The organism is Mucilaginibacter pankratovii (genome assembly GCF_014773265.1).
Taxonomy (GTDB): Bacteria; Bacteroidota; Bacteroidia; order Sphingobacteriales; family Sphingobacteriaceae; genus Mucilaginibacter; species Mucilaginibacter pankratovii.
Genome location: NZ_JACWMY010000010.1, coordinates 38555 through 55993 on the forward strand (window position 1 = coordinate 38555; position 17439 = coordinate 55993).

Annotated in this window: 18 protein-coding genes and 1 other RNA gene; 5 read left to right on the forward strand and 14 right to left on the reverse strand. The window is 45.4% G+C overall.

Annotated features, from left to right (window positions below; translation table 11 throughout):
* The first annotated feature begins 78 nt into the window (after window positions 1-78).
* Together IDJ77_RS18625 and IDJ77_RS18630 are read left to right on the forward strand one after the other, a co-directional pair.
* Window positions 79-1377 (forward strand): NAD(P)/FAD-dependent oxidoreductase, encoded by a 1299-nt coding sequence (locus IDJ77_RS18625; protein WP_191190501.1) that lies wholly within the window; start codon window positions 79-81, stop codon window positions 1375-1377.
* Window positions 1378-1424: 47 nt separating this feature from the next.
* Complete coding sequence (locus IDJ77_RS18630) at window positions 1425-2666, forward strand: cation:proton antiporter (RefSeq protein ID WP_191190502.1); 1242 nt, start codon at window positions 1425-1427, stop codon at window positions 2664-2666.
* Between the two features lie 114 nt (window positions 2667-2780).
* Here the strand turns inward: IDJ77_RS18630 and IDJ77_RS18635 are convergent, their stop codons facing one another.
* The 8 genes from IDJ77_RS18635 to IDJ77_RS18670 all read right to left on the reverse strand — a co-directional run bounded on the left by IDJ77_RS18635 (window position 2781) and on the right by IDJ77_RS18670 (window position 9389).
* Window positions 2781-3404 carry an FMN-binding negative transcriptional regulator gene (locus IDJ77_RS18635; RefSeq protein WP_191190503.1) on the reverse strand — a complete coding sequence of 208 codons (624 nt, stop codon included), beginning with the start codon at window positions 3402-3404 and terminating at the stop codon, window positions 2781-2783.
* Window positions 3404-3799 carry a hypothetical protein gene (locus IDJ77_RS18640; protein ID WP_191190504.1) on the reverse strand — a complete coding sequence of 132 codons (396 nt, stop codon included), beginning with the start codon at window positions 3797-3799 and terminating at the stop codon, window positions 3404-3406. Before IDJ77_RS18640 ends, IDJ77_RS18635 begins: the two co-directional genes overlap by 1 nt.
* A 1-nt stretch (window position 3800) precedes the next feature.
* Window positions 3801-4760 (reverse strand): Rossmann-fold NAD(P)-binding domain-containing protein, encoded by a 960-nt coding sequence (locus tag IDJ77_RS18645; RefSeq protein ID WP_191190505.1) that lies wholly within the window; start codon window positions 4758-4760, stop codon window positions 3801-3803.
* A gap of 95 nt (window positions 4761-4855) precedes the next feature.
* Window positions 4856-5986, reverse strand: coding sequence for an aspartate aminotransferase family protein (locus tag IDJ77_RS18650; RefSeq protein WP_191190506.1), 1131 nt, complete (start codon window positions 5984-5986; stop codon window positions 4856-4858).
* A 117-nt stretch (window positions 5987-6103) separates the two neighbouring features.
* Window positions 6104-7099, reverse strand: coding sequence for an N-acetyl-gamma-glutamyl-phosphate reductase (gene argC / locus IDJ77_RS18655; protein WP_191190507.1), 996 nt, complete (start codon window positions 7097-7099; stop codon window positions 6104-6106).
* Window positions 7080-7430 (reverse strand): cupin domain-containing protein, encoded by a 351-nt coding sequence (locus IDJ77_RS18660; RefSeq protein WP_191190508.1) that lies wholly within the window; start codon window positions 7428-7430, stop codon window positions 7080-7082. Before IDJ77_RS18660 ends, argC begins: the two co-directional genes overlap by 20 nt.
* On the reverse strand, window positions 7423-8622 hold the full coding sequence (gene argG / locus IDJ77_RS18665) for an argininosuccinate synthase (RefSeq protein WP_191190509.1): 1200 nt from the start codon (window positions 8620-8622) through the stop codon (window positions 7423-7425). Before argG ends, IDJ77_RS18660 begins: the two co-directional genes overlap by 8 nt.
* A 107-nt stretch (window positions 8623-8729) precedes the next feature.
* On the reverse strand, window positions 8730-9389 hold the full coding sequence (locus IDJ77_RS18670) for a GNAT family N-acetyltransferase (protein WP_191190510.1): 660 nt from the start codon (window positions 9387-9389) through the stop codon (window positions 8730-8732).
* Between the two features lie 494 nt (window positions 9390-9883).
* Between IDJ77_RS18670 and ffs the strand changes: the two genes are divergently transcribed.
* An RNA gene (gene ffs / locus IDJ77_RS18675) (signal recognition particle sRNA small type) lies at window positions 9884-9982 on the forward strand.
* A 499-nt stretch (window positions 9983-10481) separates the two neighbouring features.
* The gene (locus IDJ77_RS18680; protein WP_191190511.1) at window positions 10482-11444 is read left to right on the forward strand and encodes a YpdA family putative bacillithiol disulfide reductase; all 963 of its coding nucleotides are present in this window, start codon (window positions 10482-10484) and stop codon (window positions 11442-11444) included.
* 442 nt (window positions 11445-11886) lie between these two features.
* Here the strand turns inward: IDJ77_RS18680 and IDJ77_RS18685 are convergent, their stop codons facing one another.
* Both IDJ77_RS18685 and IDJ77_RS18690 read right to left on the reverse strand, forming a co-directional pair.
* A complete protein-coding gene (locus IDJ77_RS18685; protein WP_191190512.1) occupies window positions 11887-12456 on the reverse strand; it encodes a 2'-5' RNA ligase family protein in 570 nt (189 codons plus the stop codon).
* Between the two features lie 21 nt (window positions 12457-12477).
* The gene (locus IDJ77_RS18690) at window positions 12478-13110 is read right to left on the reverse strand and encodes a 2'-5' RNA ligase family protein (RefSeq protein WP_191190513.1); all 633 of its coding nucleotides are present in this window, start codon (window positions 13108-13110) and stop codon (window positions 12478-12480) included.
* Window positions 13111-13461: 351 nt separating this feature from the next.
* Here IDJ77_RS18690 and dinB point away from each other — a divergent pair, with 351 nt between their 5' ends.
* On the forward strand, window positions 13462-14646 hold the full coding sequence (dinB, locus tag IDJ77_RS18695; RefSeq protein WP_191190514.1) for a DNA polymerase IV: 1185 nt from the start codon (window positions 13462-13464) through the stop codon (window positions 14644-14646).
* 424 nt (window positions 14647-15070) lie between these two features.
* Here the strand turns inward: dinB and IDJ77_RS18700 are convergent, their stop codons facing one another.
* The 4 genes from IDJ77_RS18700 to IDJ77_RS18715 form a co-directional block, all read right to left on the reverse strand.
* Window positions 15071-15592: a GNAT family N-acetyltransferase gene (locus tag IDJ77_RS18700; protein ID WP_191190515.1), complete on the reverse strand. Its 522-nt coding sequence runs from the start codon at window positions 15590-15592 to the stop codon at window positions 15071-15073.
* A 150-nt stretch (window positions 15593-15742) separates the two neighbouring features.
* The gene (locus IDJ77_RS18705; RefSeq protein WP_191190516.1) at window positions 15743-16333 is read right to left on the reverse strand and encodes a hypothetical protein; all 591 of its coding nucleotides are present in this window, start codon (window positions 16331-16333) and stop codon (window positions 15743-15745) included.
* Entirely contained in the window at window positions 16320-16820 is a 501-nt protein-coding gene (locus IDJ77_RS18710) for an RNA polymerase sigma factor (protein WP_191190517.1), read from the reverse strand. The genes IDJ77_RS18705 and IDJ77_RS18710 overlap by 14 nt, the downstream gene beginning before the upstream one ends.
* A gap of 53 nt (window positions 16821-16873) precedes the next feature.
* Window positions 16874-17401, reverse strand: coding sequence for a hypothetical protein (locus tag IDJ77_RS18715; protein ID WP_191190518.1), 528 nt, complete (start codon window positions 17399-17401; stop codon window positions 16874-16876).
* Window positions 17402-17439 lie beyond the last annotated feature (38 nt).

Sequence of the window (17439 nt, forward strand, 5' to 3'; positions counted from 1 at the left end):
ACACATATTTAATTTATCCTGTTAAGCTAAACACAAACCGGCGGTTTAATTATTAATTTGCCGCCCTTATACATAGCTATGGATAAAAAAAATCAGGCAAAGCCCCGTGTACTCATTATTGGCGGTGGTTTTGCAGGCGTACAGCTGGCCAAAAATTTAAAACACGCGCCGGTTGAGGTTTTACTGCTCGATAAACACAACTATCATACTTTTCAACCGCTGCTTTACCAGGTTGCCACGGGGGCGCTGGAGGGCGATTCGATAGGTTTTCCCATCAGAAGGATCTTCGGCAGGCAAAAGAATTTTACCTTCCATTTGGCCGAGGTGCAGAAGATAGATACCGAAGCAAAAATAGTAACAGCCAACATCGGCGATATCCATTACGATTACCTGGTGATAGCCACCGGGGCAAACACCAACTATTTCGGTAATAAAGAGCTGGAGCATTATACGCTCCCCATGAAAAACATTGCCGAAGCACTTAACGTCCGTAGTCTCATTATTCAAAACCTCGAAAAAGCACTGGTGACTTTTGATGAGGCCGAACGCGATGCACTGCTCACCTTTGTGGTGGTAGGTGGCGGGCCAACAGGGGTAGAGCTCTCCGGTGCTATTGCTGAGTTGCGTAAATACGTTCTTTGTAAAGATTACCCGGGGCTTTGCAAAGAAGATATGAAGGTGTATTTAGTAGAGGGGAAGGATAGGGTACTCGGTGCTATGTCTGAACAAGCCTCTGCCAAAGCCGGGAAATTCCTCACGGAAATGGGCATCTTCATTTATAACGGCGTGCATGTATCAAGTTATAACGGAGATATCCTGAAGATAGACAACGGTGTAGATATCAAAACGCGAAATGTATTTTGGGCAGCAGGCGTACGCGGCGAAATGCCCGAAGGCTTGCTGCCCGAAGCTATTGCTAAAGGCGGCCGCATCCAAACCGATGAGATAAACCGGGTGAAAGGTTACGAAAACGTATTTGCCATTGGCGATGTTTCTTCGGTGGTAAGCGAAGCTAATCCAAACGGCTTTCCGGGTGTAGCGCAGGTTGCATTGCAGCAGGGTAAGCAATTGTCCACCAATTTGTTATGTATTATCAATAATAAACCTACAACGCCTTTTAAGTATAAAGACCTGGGTACAATGGCAACTATTGGTCGCAATAAAGCGGTGGCCGATTTAAAGAAATTAAAGTTCCAGGGCTTTTTTGCCTGGATCCTGTGGATGTTTGTGCATTTGCTTTCGTTGGCCGGCTTCAGCAATAAGTCCATCGTGTTTTTTAACTGGGCGGTAAATTACTTCACCCGCAACAGTGACAACAGGCTGGTTATTCATCACTTTGACACCAATACTATGATGACGGACCCTGTAGCGAAATAGTAAAACTATTTAAGCATTCCTGTGGTTGTAGCATTTAACCACAAAATATGGATCTGTTTCTCATTATCGCGCTGCTGGTAATTGTAAGCGCTTTATATTCTTATATCAACGCCCGGTTTTTAAAACTACCGGGTACTATTGGTATCATGGCGTTAGCCATCATCGGCTCTATATTGACTATTGCCGTTGATAGCCTTGACCCCAAAATAGCGCGATACCTAACGCTACTTGCCAAAAACATCAATTTCTCTACAACGGTGCTCAACATTATGCTGGGTTTCCTGCTGTTTGCCAGCGCCTTTAATTTAAATGTACGCAAGCTTAAACGCGAGATGCGCCCGGTGCTGATATTAAGCACGTTAGGCGTTATCCTTTCCACCGCCATATTTGGTACGCTGCTGTATTATGTAGCAGGGTTTATCGATATAAAAATACCCTATATATACTGTTTGCTCTTCGGCGCGCTGGTTTCACCCACCGATCCGGTGGCTGTAGGGGCTATAATAAGGGGTTCTAAGCTGCCATCTAACCTGGAGACGATCATCTCTGGGGAATCTTTATTTAACGATGGTATAGGGCTTGTTTTGTTTATTACGCTGCTGGAGATAACTCACACCGGTGCAGCCAATATAGATTTTGCTAAGGCGGTGATGATGTTTGTACAGGAAGTTTTTGGCGGCCTGGCATTAGGGGCGGTAACGGGCTTTCTGGCTTACCGGTTAATGCTTTCGGTAAACGATTTCCAAACCATTGTCCTGGTTTCGCTTGCGCTGGTAATGATCAATTCGGTAGTGGCAGAGATGCTGCATCTCTCCATACCATTATCAGTGGTTACGGCGGGGTTGCTGGCGGGCGGGCGTTCTATAAACGCCGATAACAAGGAACATTCGCACGAGGCGCTGGAAAAATTCTGGGGATTGATAGATGAGATGCTAAACACCATGCTCATTGTAATGATAGGGCTGCAGATGGTGAATTTGCCTTACATTAAAAATTATTACCTAACTGGTGCCATAGGTATCGTGGTTATTTTGATAGCCCGCTGGCTGAGTATAGCGCTTCCGTTAACTTTCTTAAGGCGCTCATTAAATGTGAGTTATAGCAATGTCAATATCCTTACCTGGGCAGGGGTGAGGGGCGGCATTACTATTGCATTGGCGCTGGCCCTACCTGCATCGCCTTACCGGCATTTTATTCTATCGGGAAGTTATTTTATTGTGATATTCTCCATTATCGTGCAGGGGCTTACGCTGAATAGGGTGATCAATGCGTCGTATAGGAGTAAATAAAAATTCGTCATGCTGAATTTATTTCAGCACCCCATCATAAAAGTAGCCATTATGGGGCGATAAGTAGAGCTGACTACCTGCCGCGTGGGGTCCCGAAACAAGTTCGGGATGACGTTATGAGTTGATTGACTTGTTTAACTTCGCCATATATTCCGCAATCTCTACCTCATTCTTATCTGCCGAACCGCTAAAAGTTTTAATGATATTCTCCCGTTCAACGTCACTACGGTTCTGGCTCAACTTCTTTTTGCCTTGCAGATCATCCACCATAATCTCGAAAGCAGTGATGCCATTCATCATCTTAAACTTATAATCGTCAGGTAGTTGTGCCCATTGCTTTAAGTAGCTGGCTTCGTAAAAGCCAATCATCTTTTCCAGTAGTTTGGCTACTTCGGCCTTATCGTCTACGAGGGTTGCCTTGCCATAGGCGTGCACGGCAAGATAGTTCCAGGTAGGTACATTTGTTTCCTTTTCGTAGTTTGATGGGGAGATATAGGCATGTGGCTCGGTGAAGATCACCAGGGACGTCTCATTAAAAACGGCAACTGATTGCGGATTTGCTTTGGCGAAGTGGGAGATAAGAACAAGTTTATCATCCCGCCGCTCTACAATAAAAGGCAGGTGAGTAGCCTCCGGCACACCGTCAATATTCGTAACAATCGTAGCGAAGCTGTACTTCTGCATGAAGTTGATAGCTTCCTGATGATCTGATAATTGGAAATGCTTAGGCGTGTACATTACTCAATGGTATTGTTAAAGCTTGCTTCATGTTTTTGAACGTGATTTGGGAACTCAACTTCATAATCAGCCGCTCCGATTCCTACAATATTAACGTTGAATCCGTCCGAATCCATTCCTTCAATATTAGTTGATAAACCTTTAATTATTAAATCATTTGAACTGATTACCTGCAAGCCAGGTAAATCATACGTTGAAATAAAATTATCCTCAGCATATTCTGAAAATAAAATGCCGCCCTTAATGCAATATTCTTTAAAAAAATGAAATCCGTATGTGTTATCGCGAAAATTAATCTTCCCAAATACAACTCCCATTGGCACATCGGCATGTTCCAGAGCTGTTTGGCCAATTAGAGTGCCTTCAAGCAGTATGTTATAAAGGGTGCTCATCATTTCAACGAGCTATTACAAACGCTTCCAGCATTTGCTTCAACACCGCCTGCGCGGCCCAAACACGGTTACCCGCTTCGTGTATCACAACCGACCTATCGCTATCCAATATCTCCGAAGATAGCTCCAGATCGCGCCTTACGGGCAGGCAGTGCATTACTTTGGCGTTGGGAGCATCCTTTAATTTATCCAAAGTAAGCATCCAGTCTTCGTTACCCGGCAGTATCTTGCCGTATGGCTCGTAGGCCGACCAGTTCTTCACGTAAATAAAATCAGCATCCTTTAATGCTTTTTCCTGGTTGTGGGTAATGGTAGCGCCATTGGTGAATTCTTCAGAAAGCTCATATCCTGCCGGCTGAGCGATGATGAATTCCACATCGCCCTTGCACATCCATTCGGCAAAAGAATTCGGCACAGCCTGCGGCAGGGGCTTTATATGCGGCGCCCAGGTTAATACTACCTTAGGGCGTGCATTGGTTTTTAGTTCTTCGATGGTAACCAAATCTGCAAGGCTTTGCAGCGGGTGGCGCGTTGCCGATTCCAGACTTACGATAGGTACTTTACAAAACTCTACAAACTTGTTGAATATCAACTCACTATAGTCTTCTTCGCGATTTTTAAGGCCGGGGAAAGAGCGTACGCCGATGATATCTGAGTATTCGCCCATTACGGCAGCAGCTTCGCGAATGTGCTCTACGGTGGTGCCGTTCATTACAACACCATCATTCAGTTCCAGCGCCCAGCCTTCTTTATCAATGTTGAGCACAATAACATTCATGCCCAAATTTTGCCCGGCTTTTTGGGTGCTGATGCGGGTACGCAGGCTTGGGTTTAAAAAAACGAGGCAAAGCGTTTTATTTTCGCCCAAATGCTTGTGGGCAAAAGGGATTTGTTTCAGCTGCAATGCTTCAGCAACAAGTGCTTTTACATCGGTAACATCATTAACAGAAGTAAATAGTTTCATTGTTTTGCCTCGTTTTGCCTCTGTAGCCTCACCCTAAATCCCTCTCCTTTGGAGAGGGATTTAGGGTGAGGCTTTTTGAAGCTTATTTTATAATATTATGAATTCTTAAGTGTCGTATCAAATGCTTCCAGGAACCTGTCGGCATAAGCTTTTGTTAAATTAAGTGCAGGTAAGAGCCTCACTACGTTTGGTTTAGCTTCGCCTGTAAATATCTGGTACTTAAACAGCAGGTCTTTTTTAACGTTCGGTAATTCTGCAGGCAGGTCTATGCCTATCATTAATCCACGGCCGCGTACTTCTTTCACCTTATCAAATTTCTTTAGCTCTTCTATCAGGTAACCGCCTACTTCGGCGGCGTTCTGCATCAGGTTATCTTGTTCTATGGTTTCCAATACTGCCAGCGCAGCCGCGCAAGCCAGGTGATTACCGCCAAAGGTGGTGCCCAGTTCGCCGTACCATGGTTTTATTTTTGGCGAGATAATGATACCGCCCACCGGGAAGCCATTGCCCATCCCTTTTGCCATGGAATAAATATCGGCATTAATGCCCGCAAAATCATGCGAGAAGAATTTGCCGGTACGGCCATAGCCGCATTGTACACTATCAGCAATAAAAACAGCGTTGTACTTGTCGCAAAGCGTACGGATCTTCTGTAAGAACTGAATTGGTGCTACCTGTATACCTCCAACGCCCTGTATGCCTTCGATAATAACCGAAGATATCTCGTTGGCAGTAAAGGCCTGTTCTAAAGCTGCTTCATCGGCCCATGGCAGAAAAATAACATTATCGGTTTCGTTTACCGGGGCAACAATTTTTGGGTTATCGGTAACCGCAACTGCCAATGATGTACGGCCATGGAAGGCATTTTTAAAAGCAATAACTTTCTTTTTGCCATTATAGAATGAGGCCAGTTTTAAAGCGTTCTCGTTTGCCTCAGCCCCGGAGTTACACAGGAAAAGCTGGTAATCTTCCTTGCCCGAAACTTGCCCAAGCTTTTCGGCCAGTTGTTTCTGTAAAGGGATCTCGATAGAGTTGGAATAAAAACCTATCTGGTGCAGCTGATCCTCCAAACGTTTTACATAGTGCGGGTGGGTGTGGCCGATAGAGATAACCGCATGGCCGCCGTAAAGGTCGAGGTACTCGGTGCCTTTGTCATCGTAAACAAGGCTGCCAATGCCTCTAACAATATTGATTGGGTTGATAGGATATACGTCGAATAAATTCATTTTCTTTTTAAGCTTAAAGCTGAAAGCGAAAAGCACAAAGCTCATTTTTCAGCAGGATTAATATTTTTTACGATTCTTTGCTTTTGGCTTTAGTCTTTCAGCTTTTGGCTCCCGCCACTAAAATGCTAAAGCCTTAAGTCGTAATCCTGCGCGCTCATCCAAACCAAACATCAGGTTCATGTTTTGAACCGCCTGCCCGGAGGCACCTTTAAGTAAATTGTCCATAATGCTGATAATGAATATTTTATTATCATGTTTCTTCGCCTGAACAAAGCACTTGTTGGTATTGATGATCTGTTTCAGGTCAATATCTTTATTGGTAACATGGGTAAATGCATGCCCGGCGTAATATTCTTTGTAAAGCTGCAAAGCCTCCGCTTCTGATAGGTCGCTCTCAGTATAAATAGAAGCTATGATACCACGTGTAAAGTCGCCACGGTAGGGAACAAAGTTTACAGCTTCAGAAAAATCCGGTTGTAATTGCCTCAGCGATTGCCCTATCTCATTTAAATGTTGATGGCTAAAGGCCTTGTATACAGATAAGTTATCGTTCCTCCAGGTGAAGTGCGTGGTAGGCGATAAGCTTTGCCCCGCGCCTGTAGACCCGGTTGTAGCCGTAATATGCACCTCATGCGTAAGCAAGCCTTTTGATGCCAGCGGCAACAGGCCCAATTGCAAACAGGTAGCAAAGCAACCCGGGTTAGCAATGTTATCTGCCGATCTGATAGCTTCGCGGTTTAACTCCGGCAAACCGTATACAAAGTTTTTACTTTTTAATTTTGAGTTTTGACTTAACCTAAAATCCTGGCTCAGATCAATTATTTTGATACTATCCGGGATCTCGTTTGCCTCTAAAAATTTCTTCGCATCGCCGTGCCCAACGCAAAGGAACAGTACATCTATGGCGTTAGAAAGCTCCGAAGCAAATTGCAGGTCGGTATCGCCAAACAGGTCGGTATGTACATCGTAAACATGCTTGCCTGCGCTGCTGGTGCTGTGTACAAACACAATATCCACGTTGGGGTGGTTGATGAGGATCCGCAGCATTTCGCCGCCGGTATATCCCGCACCGCCAACAATGCCCGCGCGTATTTTAGAGGTTGATTCTGTCATTTTTTGTAGATGGTGTGGAGTACAAAATAAATTCCAGATCGCTGCTTTCTTTATTGGCTATAAAGTGCTTTTGCCCGGGTTTAATTTCGATGCCCTGTTCGGGTTTTAAAACGCTGATTTCTCCGTCGATAGAGAATGTTGCCCGCCCTTTCAGTATAAAAAAGAACTGGGATGCCGTTTCGTGGAAATGGAGTTGCTCGGCTGTATCCGGCGGCATCAGTTCCTGTTTAATGGATAGCGCCTCGGTATCAACATAATTCCAGCCATAGCAATCATCGCCCCAGCGGTAATGGCTTAAACATTCGCTCCGCGAGAAAACGGGATTACTCATTGGTGCCGTTCACTTTATGGTATATCATTACCTGGTTACCAAAGATCTTAGAGAAACCTTTCACATCTTCACCGCTCCAGGCGTTATTCATTTCGCCGTAGCTGCCAAACTTGTTCGACATCAGATCGTGATCCGACTCGATGCCCACCACCTGGAAACGGTAAGGGTTCAGCTGTACAAATACTTTACCGCTAACCTGTTTCTGCGTATCTGTCAGGAAGGCCTCTATGTTGCGCATAATAGGGTCGTGGAACTGCCCTTCGTGCAGCCAGTTGCCGTAGAACATGGATAACTGGTCTTTCCACAATAGCTGCCATTTGGTTAATACGTGTTTTTCCAACGTGTGGTGCGCTTTAATGATCACCATTGGTGCGGCAGCCTCAAAACCTACACGGCCTTTAATACCGATGATAGTATCGCCCACGTGGATATCTCTTCCAACGCCGTATGGCTGGGCAATGGCTTGTAGTGCCTGTATGGCCTTAGCCGGGTGGTCGTATTTATCATCATCGATAGCAACCAGTTCGCCTTTTTCAAAAGTAAGGGTGATATCGCGGGTGCCGGTTTCGGTTACCTGAGTTGGCCATGCCTCTTCGGGCAAGCCAAGGTTAGACGTAAGGGTTTCTTTGCCGCCTACAGATGTTCCCCAGATACCCTTGTTGATAGAGTACTTCGCTTTTTCGAAGTTCATCTCCACGCCGTGTTTTTTCAGGTATTCTATTTCCGCTTCGCGACTTAGTTTTAAATCACGAATAGGGGTGATGATCTGCACATCAGGTACCAGGATATTAAAGATCATATCGAAACGCACCTGGTCGTTACCGGCGCCGGTGCTGCCGTGGGCAACATATTCGGCACCAATTTCTTTGGCGTAGTTGGCAATAGCAGTAGCCTGGCTTACGCGCTCGGCACTAACCGATAGCGGGTAGGTGTTATTCTTTAATACGTTGCCATAGATAAGGAAACGAACACAGGTATTATAGAAGTTTTCAGTTTCATCAACCACGTGGTGGCTGGTTACGCCCATTTGGTAAGCGCGTTCCTCAACGCCCTTTAATTCTTCATCGCTAAAACCGCCGGTATTTACAATTACAGAGTGTACCTCGTAACCTAAATCGCGTGTTAAATAAATGCAGCAAAATGAGGTATCTAAACCACCGCTGTATGCCAGTACTACTTTTTTCTTGTCCATTTGTTATGTTGTTGTGGAGAAGACGCGAAGTATCGCGTCTCTACGTTCTTTTTTGTTGTAGAGACGCAATATTTTGCGTCTCCGGATTATTTGCCTGCCCGTATACGTTAATGAAAATCAAAGGCCATCACATGCTCAAGGCGCTTTTTAATAGCTGCCTCAATGCGCTCCAATAATGTTGCTTTATGCGTTATCTTCTTCATCTTCTCTTCGTACTGCTTTTGTACTTCAGCAGGGTCGAACAGCATGGCGGTGCACATGCAGTTTTTGCGGCCTTTGGCTGTCAGGATGTCGAAGTTTACGCAGCTGGTGCAGCCTTTCCAAAAGTTCTCGTCCTGTGTTAGTTCCGAATAGGTAACCGGTTCGTAACCCAGCTCCGAATTGATCTTCATTACGGCAAGGCCGGTGGTAAGTCCGAAGATCTTGGCGTCGGGGTACTTTTTACGCGAAAGGCCAAATATCTTATGCTTAATAGCCTTAGCCAAGCCAGCCTTGCGATATATCGGGTTCACAATAAGCCCCGAATTGGCCACGAAATCGCCGTGGCTCCAGGTTTCAATGTAGCAGAAGCCGGCCCAGGTGCCGTCTTTATGCAGGGCAATAACGGCCTTGCCTTCCAGCATTTTATTGGCGACATACTCCGGCGAGCGCTGGGCAATACCTGTGCCGCGTGCCTTTGCCGATTCTGCCATCTCATCGCATATCATAGGGGCAAAGTCGGCATGTTGTGCCGTGGCTACCTGTATGTCAAAATCTTGTATGGTCATTATAATAGAAAAATTACCGTTAAATTATTGGCTGTTTAAGCCATAAATAATTAGAGGGACTTTTGTTAAAGAAGTTTAATAAGGCTTCTTTGTTGGCGGGAGAACTAAAATCTAATTCACACGCGCGGGATGAAAACCCGTCGTCGGCTGGGGGGGAAGAGCAAAACAAACGAAACTAAAGCAGCAGCAACCGGAGCAAATATTGCCCTGATAGCCGTCATGTTTGAGTTTTTTGTATTCATTATTGATGAATTTACTTGCTTTTAAAATTTGTGCAAATTATTGCATAATAATTTACTTATGCAAGAAAAAACTTTGATTATGAGTTTCAGGTGGAAATTAAGCCCGTAGATAAGCTAAAGACGGGTAATCGCTGCAGTAGATGCGCCCTTGCCGGTGATTTTTTGTACTTGATAATCAGGGTGTAGGTAAGCAAATTGCCAATTTTAACAATTTATTAACCCAAAACGCATCATTTTTCTATCTTTGCGCCGGGGTAAGTCTTTTACGGCCAGCTCCTCTTGAACTCCCCCAGGGTGGGAACGCAGCAAGGGTAGAGAGTTGAGCGGCGCGATAAAAGTAGCTTACCCTTTTTTGTGCAATCAACTTTTTGGCGGGTGTTTTTCTTAACGTTATTCCTAACGCACTCATCACTCACCCCATATATCTCCTTTACCCCGTTAGGGGTTACCTGTTTAAGAAAAATCTGTTCTTTAATTAATATCGAATAGTGAATTTCGAATTCCCAACACCGAAGTTTTTACTTCATTATTCGATATTGGACATTCGGTGTTCGATATTAAATTCTCTTTAAATCTCTTAGCTTAATGAAATTGCCGTAATTGGACAATGAGGTTTTTTGTGTAATTAAATTAAAAACTTATGGCACCCCCTTCGGGCCGGGCTTTCCAGGGCTGCGCTGCGCTTCGGCCACCCCGCCCTCGCGCTTCCCCCTCACACGGTGGCTGCCCCTTACAATCCCTGGTGCGGGCTATCGGGTATTAAAATCTTTTCGGTTCGATATTCATCATTCGAAATTCATTATTCGATATTAACTTCTTTGCAGATTGCCTTAAAGCCTATCTTCGCAACATGCTCGATATACTCATCATTGGTGCCGGCCCCATCGGTTTGGCTTGCGGACTGGCAGCACAAAAGGCAGGGCTTAGCTTTGTTATTGTAGAAAAAGGTTGCCTGGTAAACTCGCTGTATAACTACCCCGCCACCATGACCTTCTTCTCTACCAGCGAACGGCTGGAGATTGGCGGTGTGCCCTTTATCAGCGTAAATAAACAGCCCAACCGCAACGAAGCACTGGAGTATTACCGCCGTGTAGCGCTGGATAATAAGTTACCCATAAATCTGTTTGAGGAAATTACCGATATAAAAGGCGGTACCGATGGCTACACCATCACCAGCAATAAGCAAACCTACCAGGCAAAAAGGGTGATATTGAGTACCGGTTTTTACGATATCGCCGTTAACCTGAATATCCCCGGCGAAGATTTGCCCAAAGTAAAACACTACTATAAAGACCCACACTACTACGCCATGCAAAACGTGGTAGTGGTAGGCAGCAGCAATTCCGCTATTGATGTAGCTTTAGAAACCTACCGCAAAGGCGCGCACGTTACCCTTGTGGTACGTGGCGATGAAGTAAGCAGCCGGGTAAAATACTGGGTTAGGCCCGATATTATTAACCGTATTAAAGAGGGCAGTATCACGGCGCACTTTAACTCCAGCCTGGCAGCCGTGCGCCATACCGAAGTAGATATCCAAACCCCCGATGGCCTTATTACCATCCCAAACGATTTTGTAATGGCCATGACGGGCTATAAACCCAACTTTGATTTTTTGGCCAAGCTGGGCATCAACCTCACCGAAGATAAATTCATCCCCCAGTACAACCCCGAAACCATGGAAACCAACCTGCCCGGCCTATACCTTGCCGGTGTAGTTTGCGGTGGGCTGGATACCCATTTGTGGTTTATAGAAAACTCACGGGTGCATGCGGAGATGATCATTGGGGATATTGTGGCGAAGGAGAGAGCCTAACCCAACCGTCATTCTGAACTTGTTTCAGAACCCCATCATAAAAGTTGCCAGTATGCAAAGCCACCTTGCATGCACAAGACCTGCCGTGTGGGGTGGCGAAATAATCGGCATGACGATTGTTCTTTCGCTGCCGCGAGATTAGCGCAGCGTATCTCGTGGTATTGCACTGAGTAAGCTTCCAGCTTACGGCAGCTGAAAGCTGCAACCATGCCGGCCACGAGTTGGAAACCTTGCGTGTTCGAAACATGGCGGTCATGTCTGCATCGCAAGTTGACTCAGCCCCTCTCTCCTGCGGAAAGAGGGGAGTTCTTTTCTTCACCCTCTTTGCGGAGCAGAGAGGGTCGACAAGCGATAGCGATGTCGGGGTGAGTCAAATATGCGGGCGACAAGAAACGAATTGAAAGGTTTCGAACACTCATGGTTGGAAACTCGCGGCAGCCTTTTAAGCTGAATACTGCCCAGCAAATGGTATTTGTTTGTATAACTGGTAGTTCAACTCTTTATCATTTGCTTTTTTTGCCAATACTGTTAAAAAATCAATTTGGAATGAATCCTCAAATTGAATTCGCTCAAAAAACGGCCATAATTTATTGAAATCTGCCGTAGAGATACGGCGAGCAATGGTAACATGGGGATTAAAGTCATTACCGATAGAAAAAATCTGTTTAACAAAATCGAACCAGGTGGTTGTTTTCTCATCCATTACAATAGCTGCATAAATTGTCCTGTAATTTGGGCCATGCTCAAAATACCCGAAACCTTGTAGTTTGATAACCGGCGGCGGAACGCGCAGGAAAATTTGTTGATAAATTTCATGATATGAGTCTAAAAGCTTCGGAACTCCTGTTTGCTCATCAACATCATCAATAAATTTAGCGAAGGAAATATGAGCCCGGGCATTCATGCTCAGATATTTGCCAATGTGTTTAAAACAAGAACGCTTAAAAAGTTGAATTTTTTTGTTGCTCGCCAATGGTAACGACAATAGGTGTAAGAATTCTTTTTGATACATGATGTTTATGATTTAATGGTTTTAAAACAATTTAACCTGCTTCCTCGCCGCAATCTCAGCCTTCGCTTCCTGCTGCTGTTTCCAGCTATTTTTTCCTGCCAGTCCCGTAGTATTTCTAAATGGGATGGTTTTATAAGGCTGCCATTTGCCGGCAATGGTGCCAAAGGTCTCTCGCTGCAATATTTTTAGTTCGGAGATCCAAAAGGGCTCCTGCAGCTTTTTATGTTTAAAGTTTGGCCATAGCTTTTTAAAATCAGCTTCGGGCACATTGCGCACCACGGTAATATGCGGCACCACTGCCTTTTTGATGTTGAGGTTTTTACGCAGCAGGGCAAACCAGGTTTCCATAGCAGGTGTGCTGCGGATATAAGCGTAAATGGTGTTTTTACTGTGTAGATGTTCGAAGTATTTAAAGCCATCCATGTGCAGCAATACGGGCGGCATGGCCTGCAGTGTGCTTTCCACACGCTCAAAAGCGCTATCTACCATAAAGGGCTTTTGGCGCTCCAGTTGGTTAACAGTAATATGGGCAGGTGAGTTCATGCTCCCAAAATCGCCGATGTGCTTTGCCGACGCTTTTTTATACCGCATCACCTGGTGCCTGATATTTTCGGGCGGCGAAAGGAGGAAGAGGTAGTCGGAGTAGCCGTTCATGTTAGTTATTTCGTGTATTAAAATCGTGTATAGGAGGCATCTACGGACCCAAAATCCATTCTTCAGGTATTTCTATAAACAGGGGGCTCCGCCGGAGCCAAACCCTTGTTGTGTATTTCTATAAGCGGGTCTTCCGGAGTCGCTACCTGGTTAAGCCTTGCTATAAATGAACCTTAGTGCCCGGGGTATTTTCTATACGCTCCGGAGGAGCACCCTGTTTATAGCAATTCAATTAAAAGCCACACGGCTCCGTAGGTGCCACCTATCTGCAAGTGAGTTTATCCATCGCGTTTTACCTTGCAAATTTTGCTAATTATTTTAGTATTTCAAATTAAATTTTCATATTTGTGCATGGATGCTCAAAGGCATATTGTACATATCGATCTCGACTCTTTCTTCGTATCCGTAGAACGTAAGTTCGATCCATCGCTCATCGGCAAAGCGGTCATCATCGGCGGCTCGGCAGAGCGGGGCGTGGTGGCATCTTGTAGTTACGAGGCGCGGGCATTTGGGGTGCATTCGGCTATGCCGACACGGCAGGCGCTAAAGCTTTGTCCGCATGCTATTGTGATCCATGGCACACACGGGCGCTATTCGGAGGCTTCAAGGCAGGTTACCGAGATCATCCAGCGCTCGGTGCCGCTGTACCAAAAAACATCGGTAGATGAGTTCTATATCGACCTGACTGGTATGGACCGCTTTCACAACCCCTACCAACTGGCAACCGAGCTGCGCCAGCGCGTTATCAGCGAAACCGGGCTGCCCATTTCCTTCGGGATGGCAGCAAGTAAAACCGTAGCTAAAATGGCCACTAACCAGGCAAAGCCAAACGGGCAGCTATGGGTGAAGGCAGGGGAAGAGAAGGCTTTTTTGGCGCCGCTCAACATCCGCAAAATACCGGGGCTGGGCGAGCATACTTGCCAGAAACTTTACCAGTATGGTATCGAAAAAATTGGCGACCTGCAAAAGGTGAACATCAAGTTCCTGGAGGCGGTGTTCGGCAAAGCGGGGACTTACATCTATAATAAAGCCAACGGGATAGACGATACCGAGATCGTTTCGCACACGGGCCGCAAATCCATCTCTACCGAGACCACGTACCACAATGATGTAAAAGATATCCGCACGCTGGAGAACACCCTCGTAAGCATGACCGAAGAACTCGCCGGCAAGTTACGCCGCGAAAACAAGGTGAGCAGCTGCCTGGCGATAAAAATACGCTACGCCAATTTTGAAACGCATACCCAGCAGCAAAAGATCCCGCTCACCGCTGCCGAGCATATCCTGATTCCGGGTATCAAAAACCTGCTCAAAAAAGCCTGGAACCAGCATCGCCCTATTAGGCTCATCGGCGTACGCCTGAGCGACCTGTGCACCGGCAGCTACCAGATAAACCTTTTTGAAGATAACGAAGAGCGTATTAAATTGTACCAGGCGATGGATAATATCAACTTTAGGTATGGTGAGAAAACCGTTTGCCGGGCCGCCGGGATGGAGATCGGGGCGAGGACGTTTAATCCGTTTATGAGAGGGTAACCGGGATTAAGCTGATTTTTGCGATTTAGGGATTTTGATTTGCATGGAGCCATGCCTACCACGGGTTTTTAACCCGTGGTAGGCATGGCTGCAACTTTAAGCAGCCTTAAGCAGGATGCTTCGGCAATGCTTACCACGAGATACGCTGCGCTAATCTCGCGGTAGCATAAAGCATTACTCATCCGTTCCATAAATGGAACGGCAATGAAAGTGGGTTGCGTTTTAAACGATCGTATTTCAGCCACCCACCTTCATTGCCGTCGACTTTAGTCGACGGATAGCAAAAAACACGCGGCTTTAGCCAAATTGTTGGGTTGCGGCTAAAGCCAGATAAAGCTGGCTGTGTTCCGTCCCATAAATGGGACGGCTATGAAGTTAATTTGGCGCTTCTCATCTGCACATCTGAAATTTGCACATCTGCACATCAAATCTCTTTTTTCATCAACAGATCCGTCTGCTCATCATTTCCCAGCATAAATTTATGTTTACCGAATATGCAAAAGCCTTTGCTTTGGTAAAAACGGATAGCACCTGCATTCTGCTCCCATACACCCAGCCAGATGTAGCTGAACTTTGCATCAACGGCGGTTTGGATGGCAAAATCTATCAGTTGCTTGCCTATTTGCTGCCCCTGGTATTCTTTGGAAACGTAGATGCGCTCCACTTCGAGGGCATCCGGGTGCTGAAATTCTGTTTGGGCCTTGTGGTAGTTGAGTTTGAGGTATCCGGCAGGTTCGCCGTCTATCATCGCGAAAAAGAAATGCGAATCGGGGTTTGCCAGTTGTTCCTCAAAGCTCTGTAGCGTAAACGCTTTGGAAGCAAATGCCTCCATATCGGCAGGGTTGTTAAGGTGCGCAAAGGCATCAAAAAACGTCCGGCGGCTTACCTCCAGCAAACGGGCGGACTGATCGGGTGTTACTCTTTGTATAAGGATGGGAGAGAGCATAGGTATAAAATTGTCCTCTAAAATAAAAAATGGAGGGATATTTTAATATCGAACGCGAATATCCAACGCCGAATAACGAAGGAAAACTTCGGTATTGGATATTTGAAATTCATTATTTCGATATTATCTTTCCCGTACGTTATCGCTTAGCTAATTGAATTGTTCCTGCAAACGCACCAGCCGATCTATCATCAGGTTAAGTTTTTCCTGTTCGCTGGCAAATATGCGGCCCTTTAAGTAAAAGGTACAAAAAAGCAGCCATGCAGCAGTAAGCCCGTAAGCGGCCAACTTAAATTGCGTTGAAGCGCTTTGCAGTACTTCAAAAAAGTACAGCGTTAGGCCTATGCTTAGCAGTAAAACGTATAAATAATACATCCAGCCGTAAATAGTAGCGCGGCTTCGCTGGTATTCTTTTAAGCTTTGTAAATAAGAAGATGGATCGATGGTAAGGTCCTGTTTGTGAATAAGGCGGTAATCGCGGATCATCATCAGTACATAAATTACCATGGTAGATAGTATAACGGCTATACCGGCGTAGGTTACCCAGGAATGAAACACAAAAAACAGCATCACCATTGTAATACCGAATAAGGCCAGCAGCATGCCCGTAATGCTCCAGAAAAGGTTGCGCGTTAAGCTGCTCATCCCTTTTTTTACCTGCTTCAGCACTTCGTCTACCGCAACCGGCTCAAGTTTTGGCTGTCCCTGCCAAACCATCAATAAATGATCAAAGTCTTTCATAATGGTTGTATAATTCGGTTAATTTTTGTTTAATACGATATATCTTCACTCTCAAATTCCCTTCTGATATACCCGAAACATCTGCAATTTCGGGATACGGCACTTCATCAAGCACCAATGTTATTATAATTCTTTCCGATTCCTCCAGCTTAGATATACACTTGTACAGCAAAGCAACCTGTTCGTTCTTTTCAGAGAACTCCTCGCGTTTGTTTTCAGCAATTAATGGGGTCAGCTCATCCTTGGCCTGCCGTTTTTCCGACCGCAGGTAGGTTAAGCAAGTGTTCACCGCAATGCGATAGATCCAGGTTGATATCAGCGCCTGGTTACGAAACTTGTGTAAATTTTGCCAAACCTTTAAAAAGGTCTCCTGCAGCAGGTCGTTAGCGGCATCATCATCACCTGTGTAACCATAGCACAAATGGAAAATTTTCTTCGAATTGGCTTCATATACCTTCCGGAAAGCTTCTTCTTTATTATCGGCCACTTGTTAATAGTTTAGTAGTTTTTTAAAAGTTTGACGAAGGTATGGGGTAAATGTTACAACAGGTAACTTTTTTTATTTATCCAGGGGAGTTTATTAGCGGCATCATCCAGCAGGGCGTTGTAATCCTGGCTGTAATCAAACTGAAGGTCCTCATGCAGCTTACCTATGGAGCCTTTTACTTTCTCCAACTGGCGGGTGAATATGAGGCGGATAGGCTTGTAGGATGTTTGGCGGATAACGTATTGCAGGTAGTTTTGGCAAAAATTGAGCAACAGCTCAATCTCCGCCGGTTTTGTGCCTATGAATTTGGTGTATTTGGTAAGCATCTTCAGGATCTTCCGCAGAGCCTTAGCTGTAAAATAGCTTTGCGCGGGCAGCTGGCTAAACATAAAACCTGCTTCGGCTTTAATGCTTTCGATAAAATCCTGTTCGTTATGGGCTTCGAAGAGGAGGTACGCCAGCAGTTCTTTGTTCTCCTTTTTATAGCGTACCAGCCGCAGGGCCAGTTCGGCAAGCTGCTCTTGCGGCAGGTGCTGAAGTTCTTTTTTTATTTGTTGTAATCCGTAGGTGGCAATGCTCATATTAAACTTTCTGCAACATAGTAAATTTTGTAGTTTAG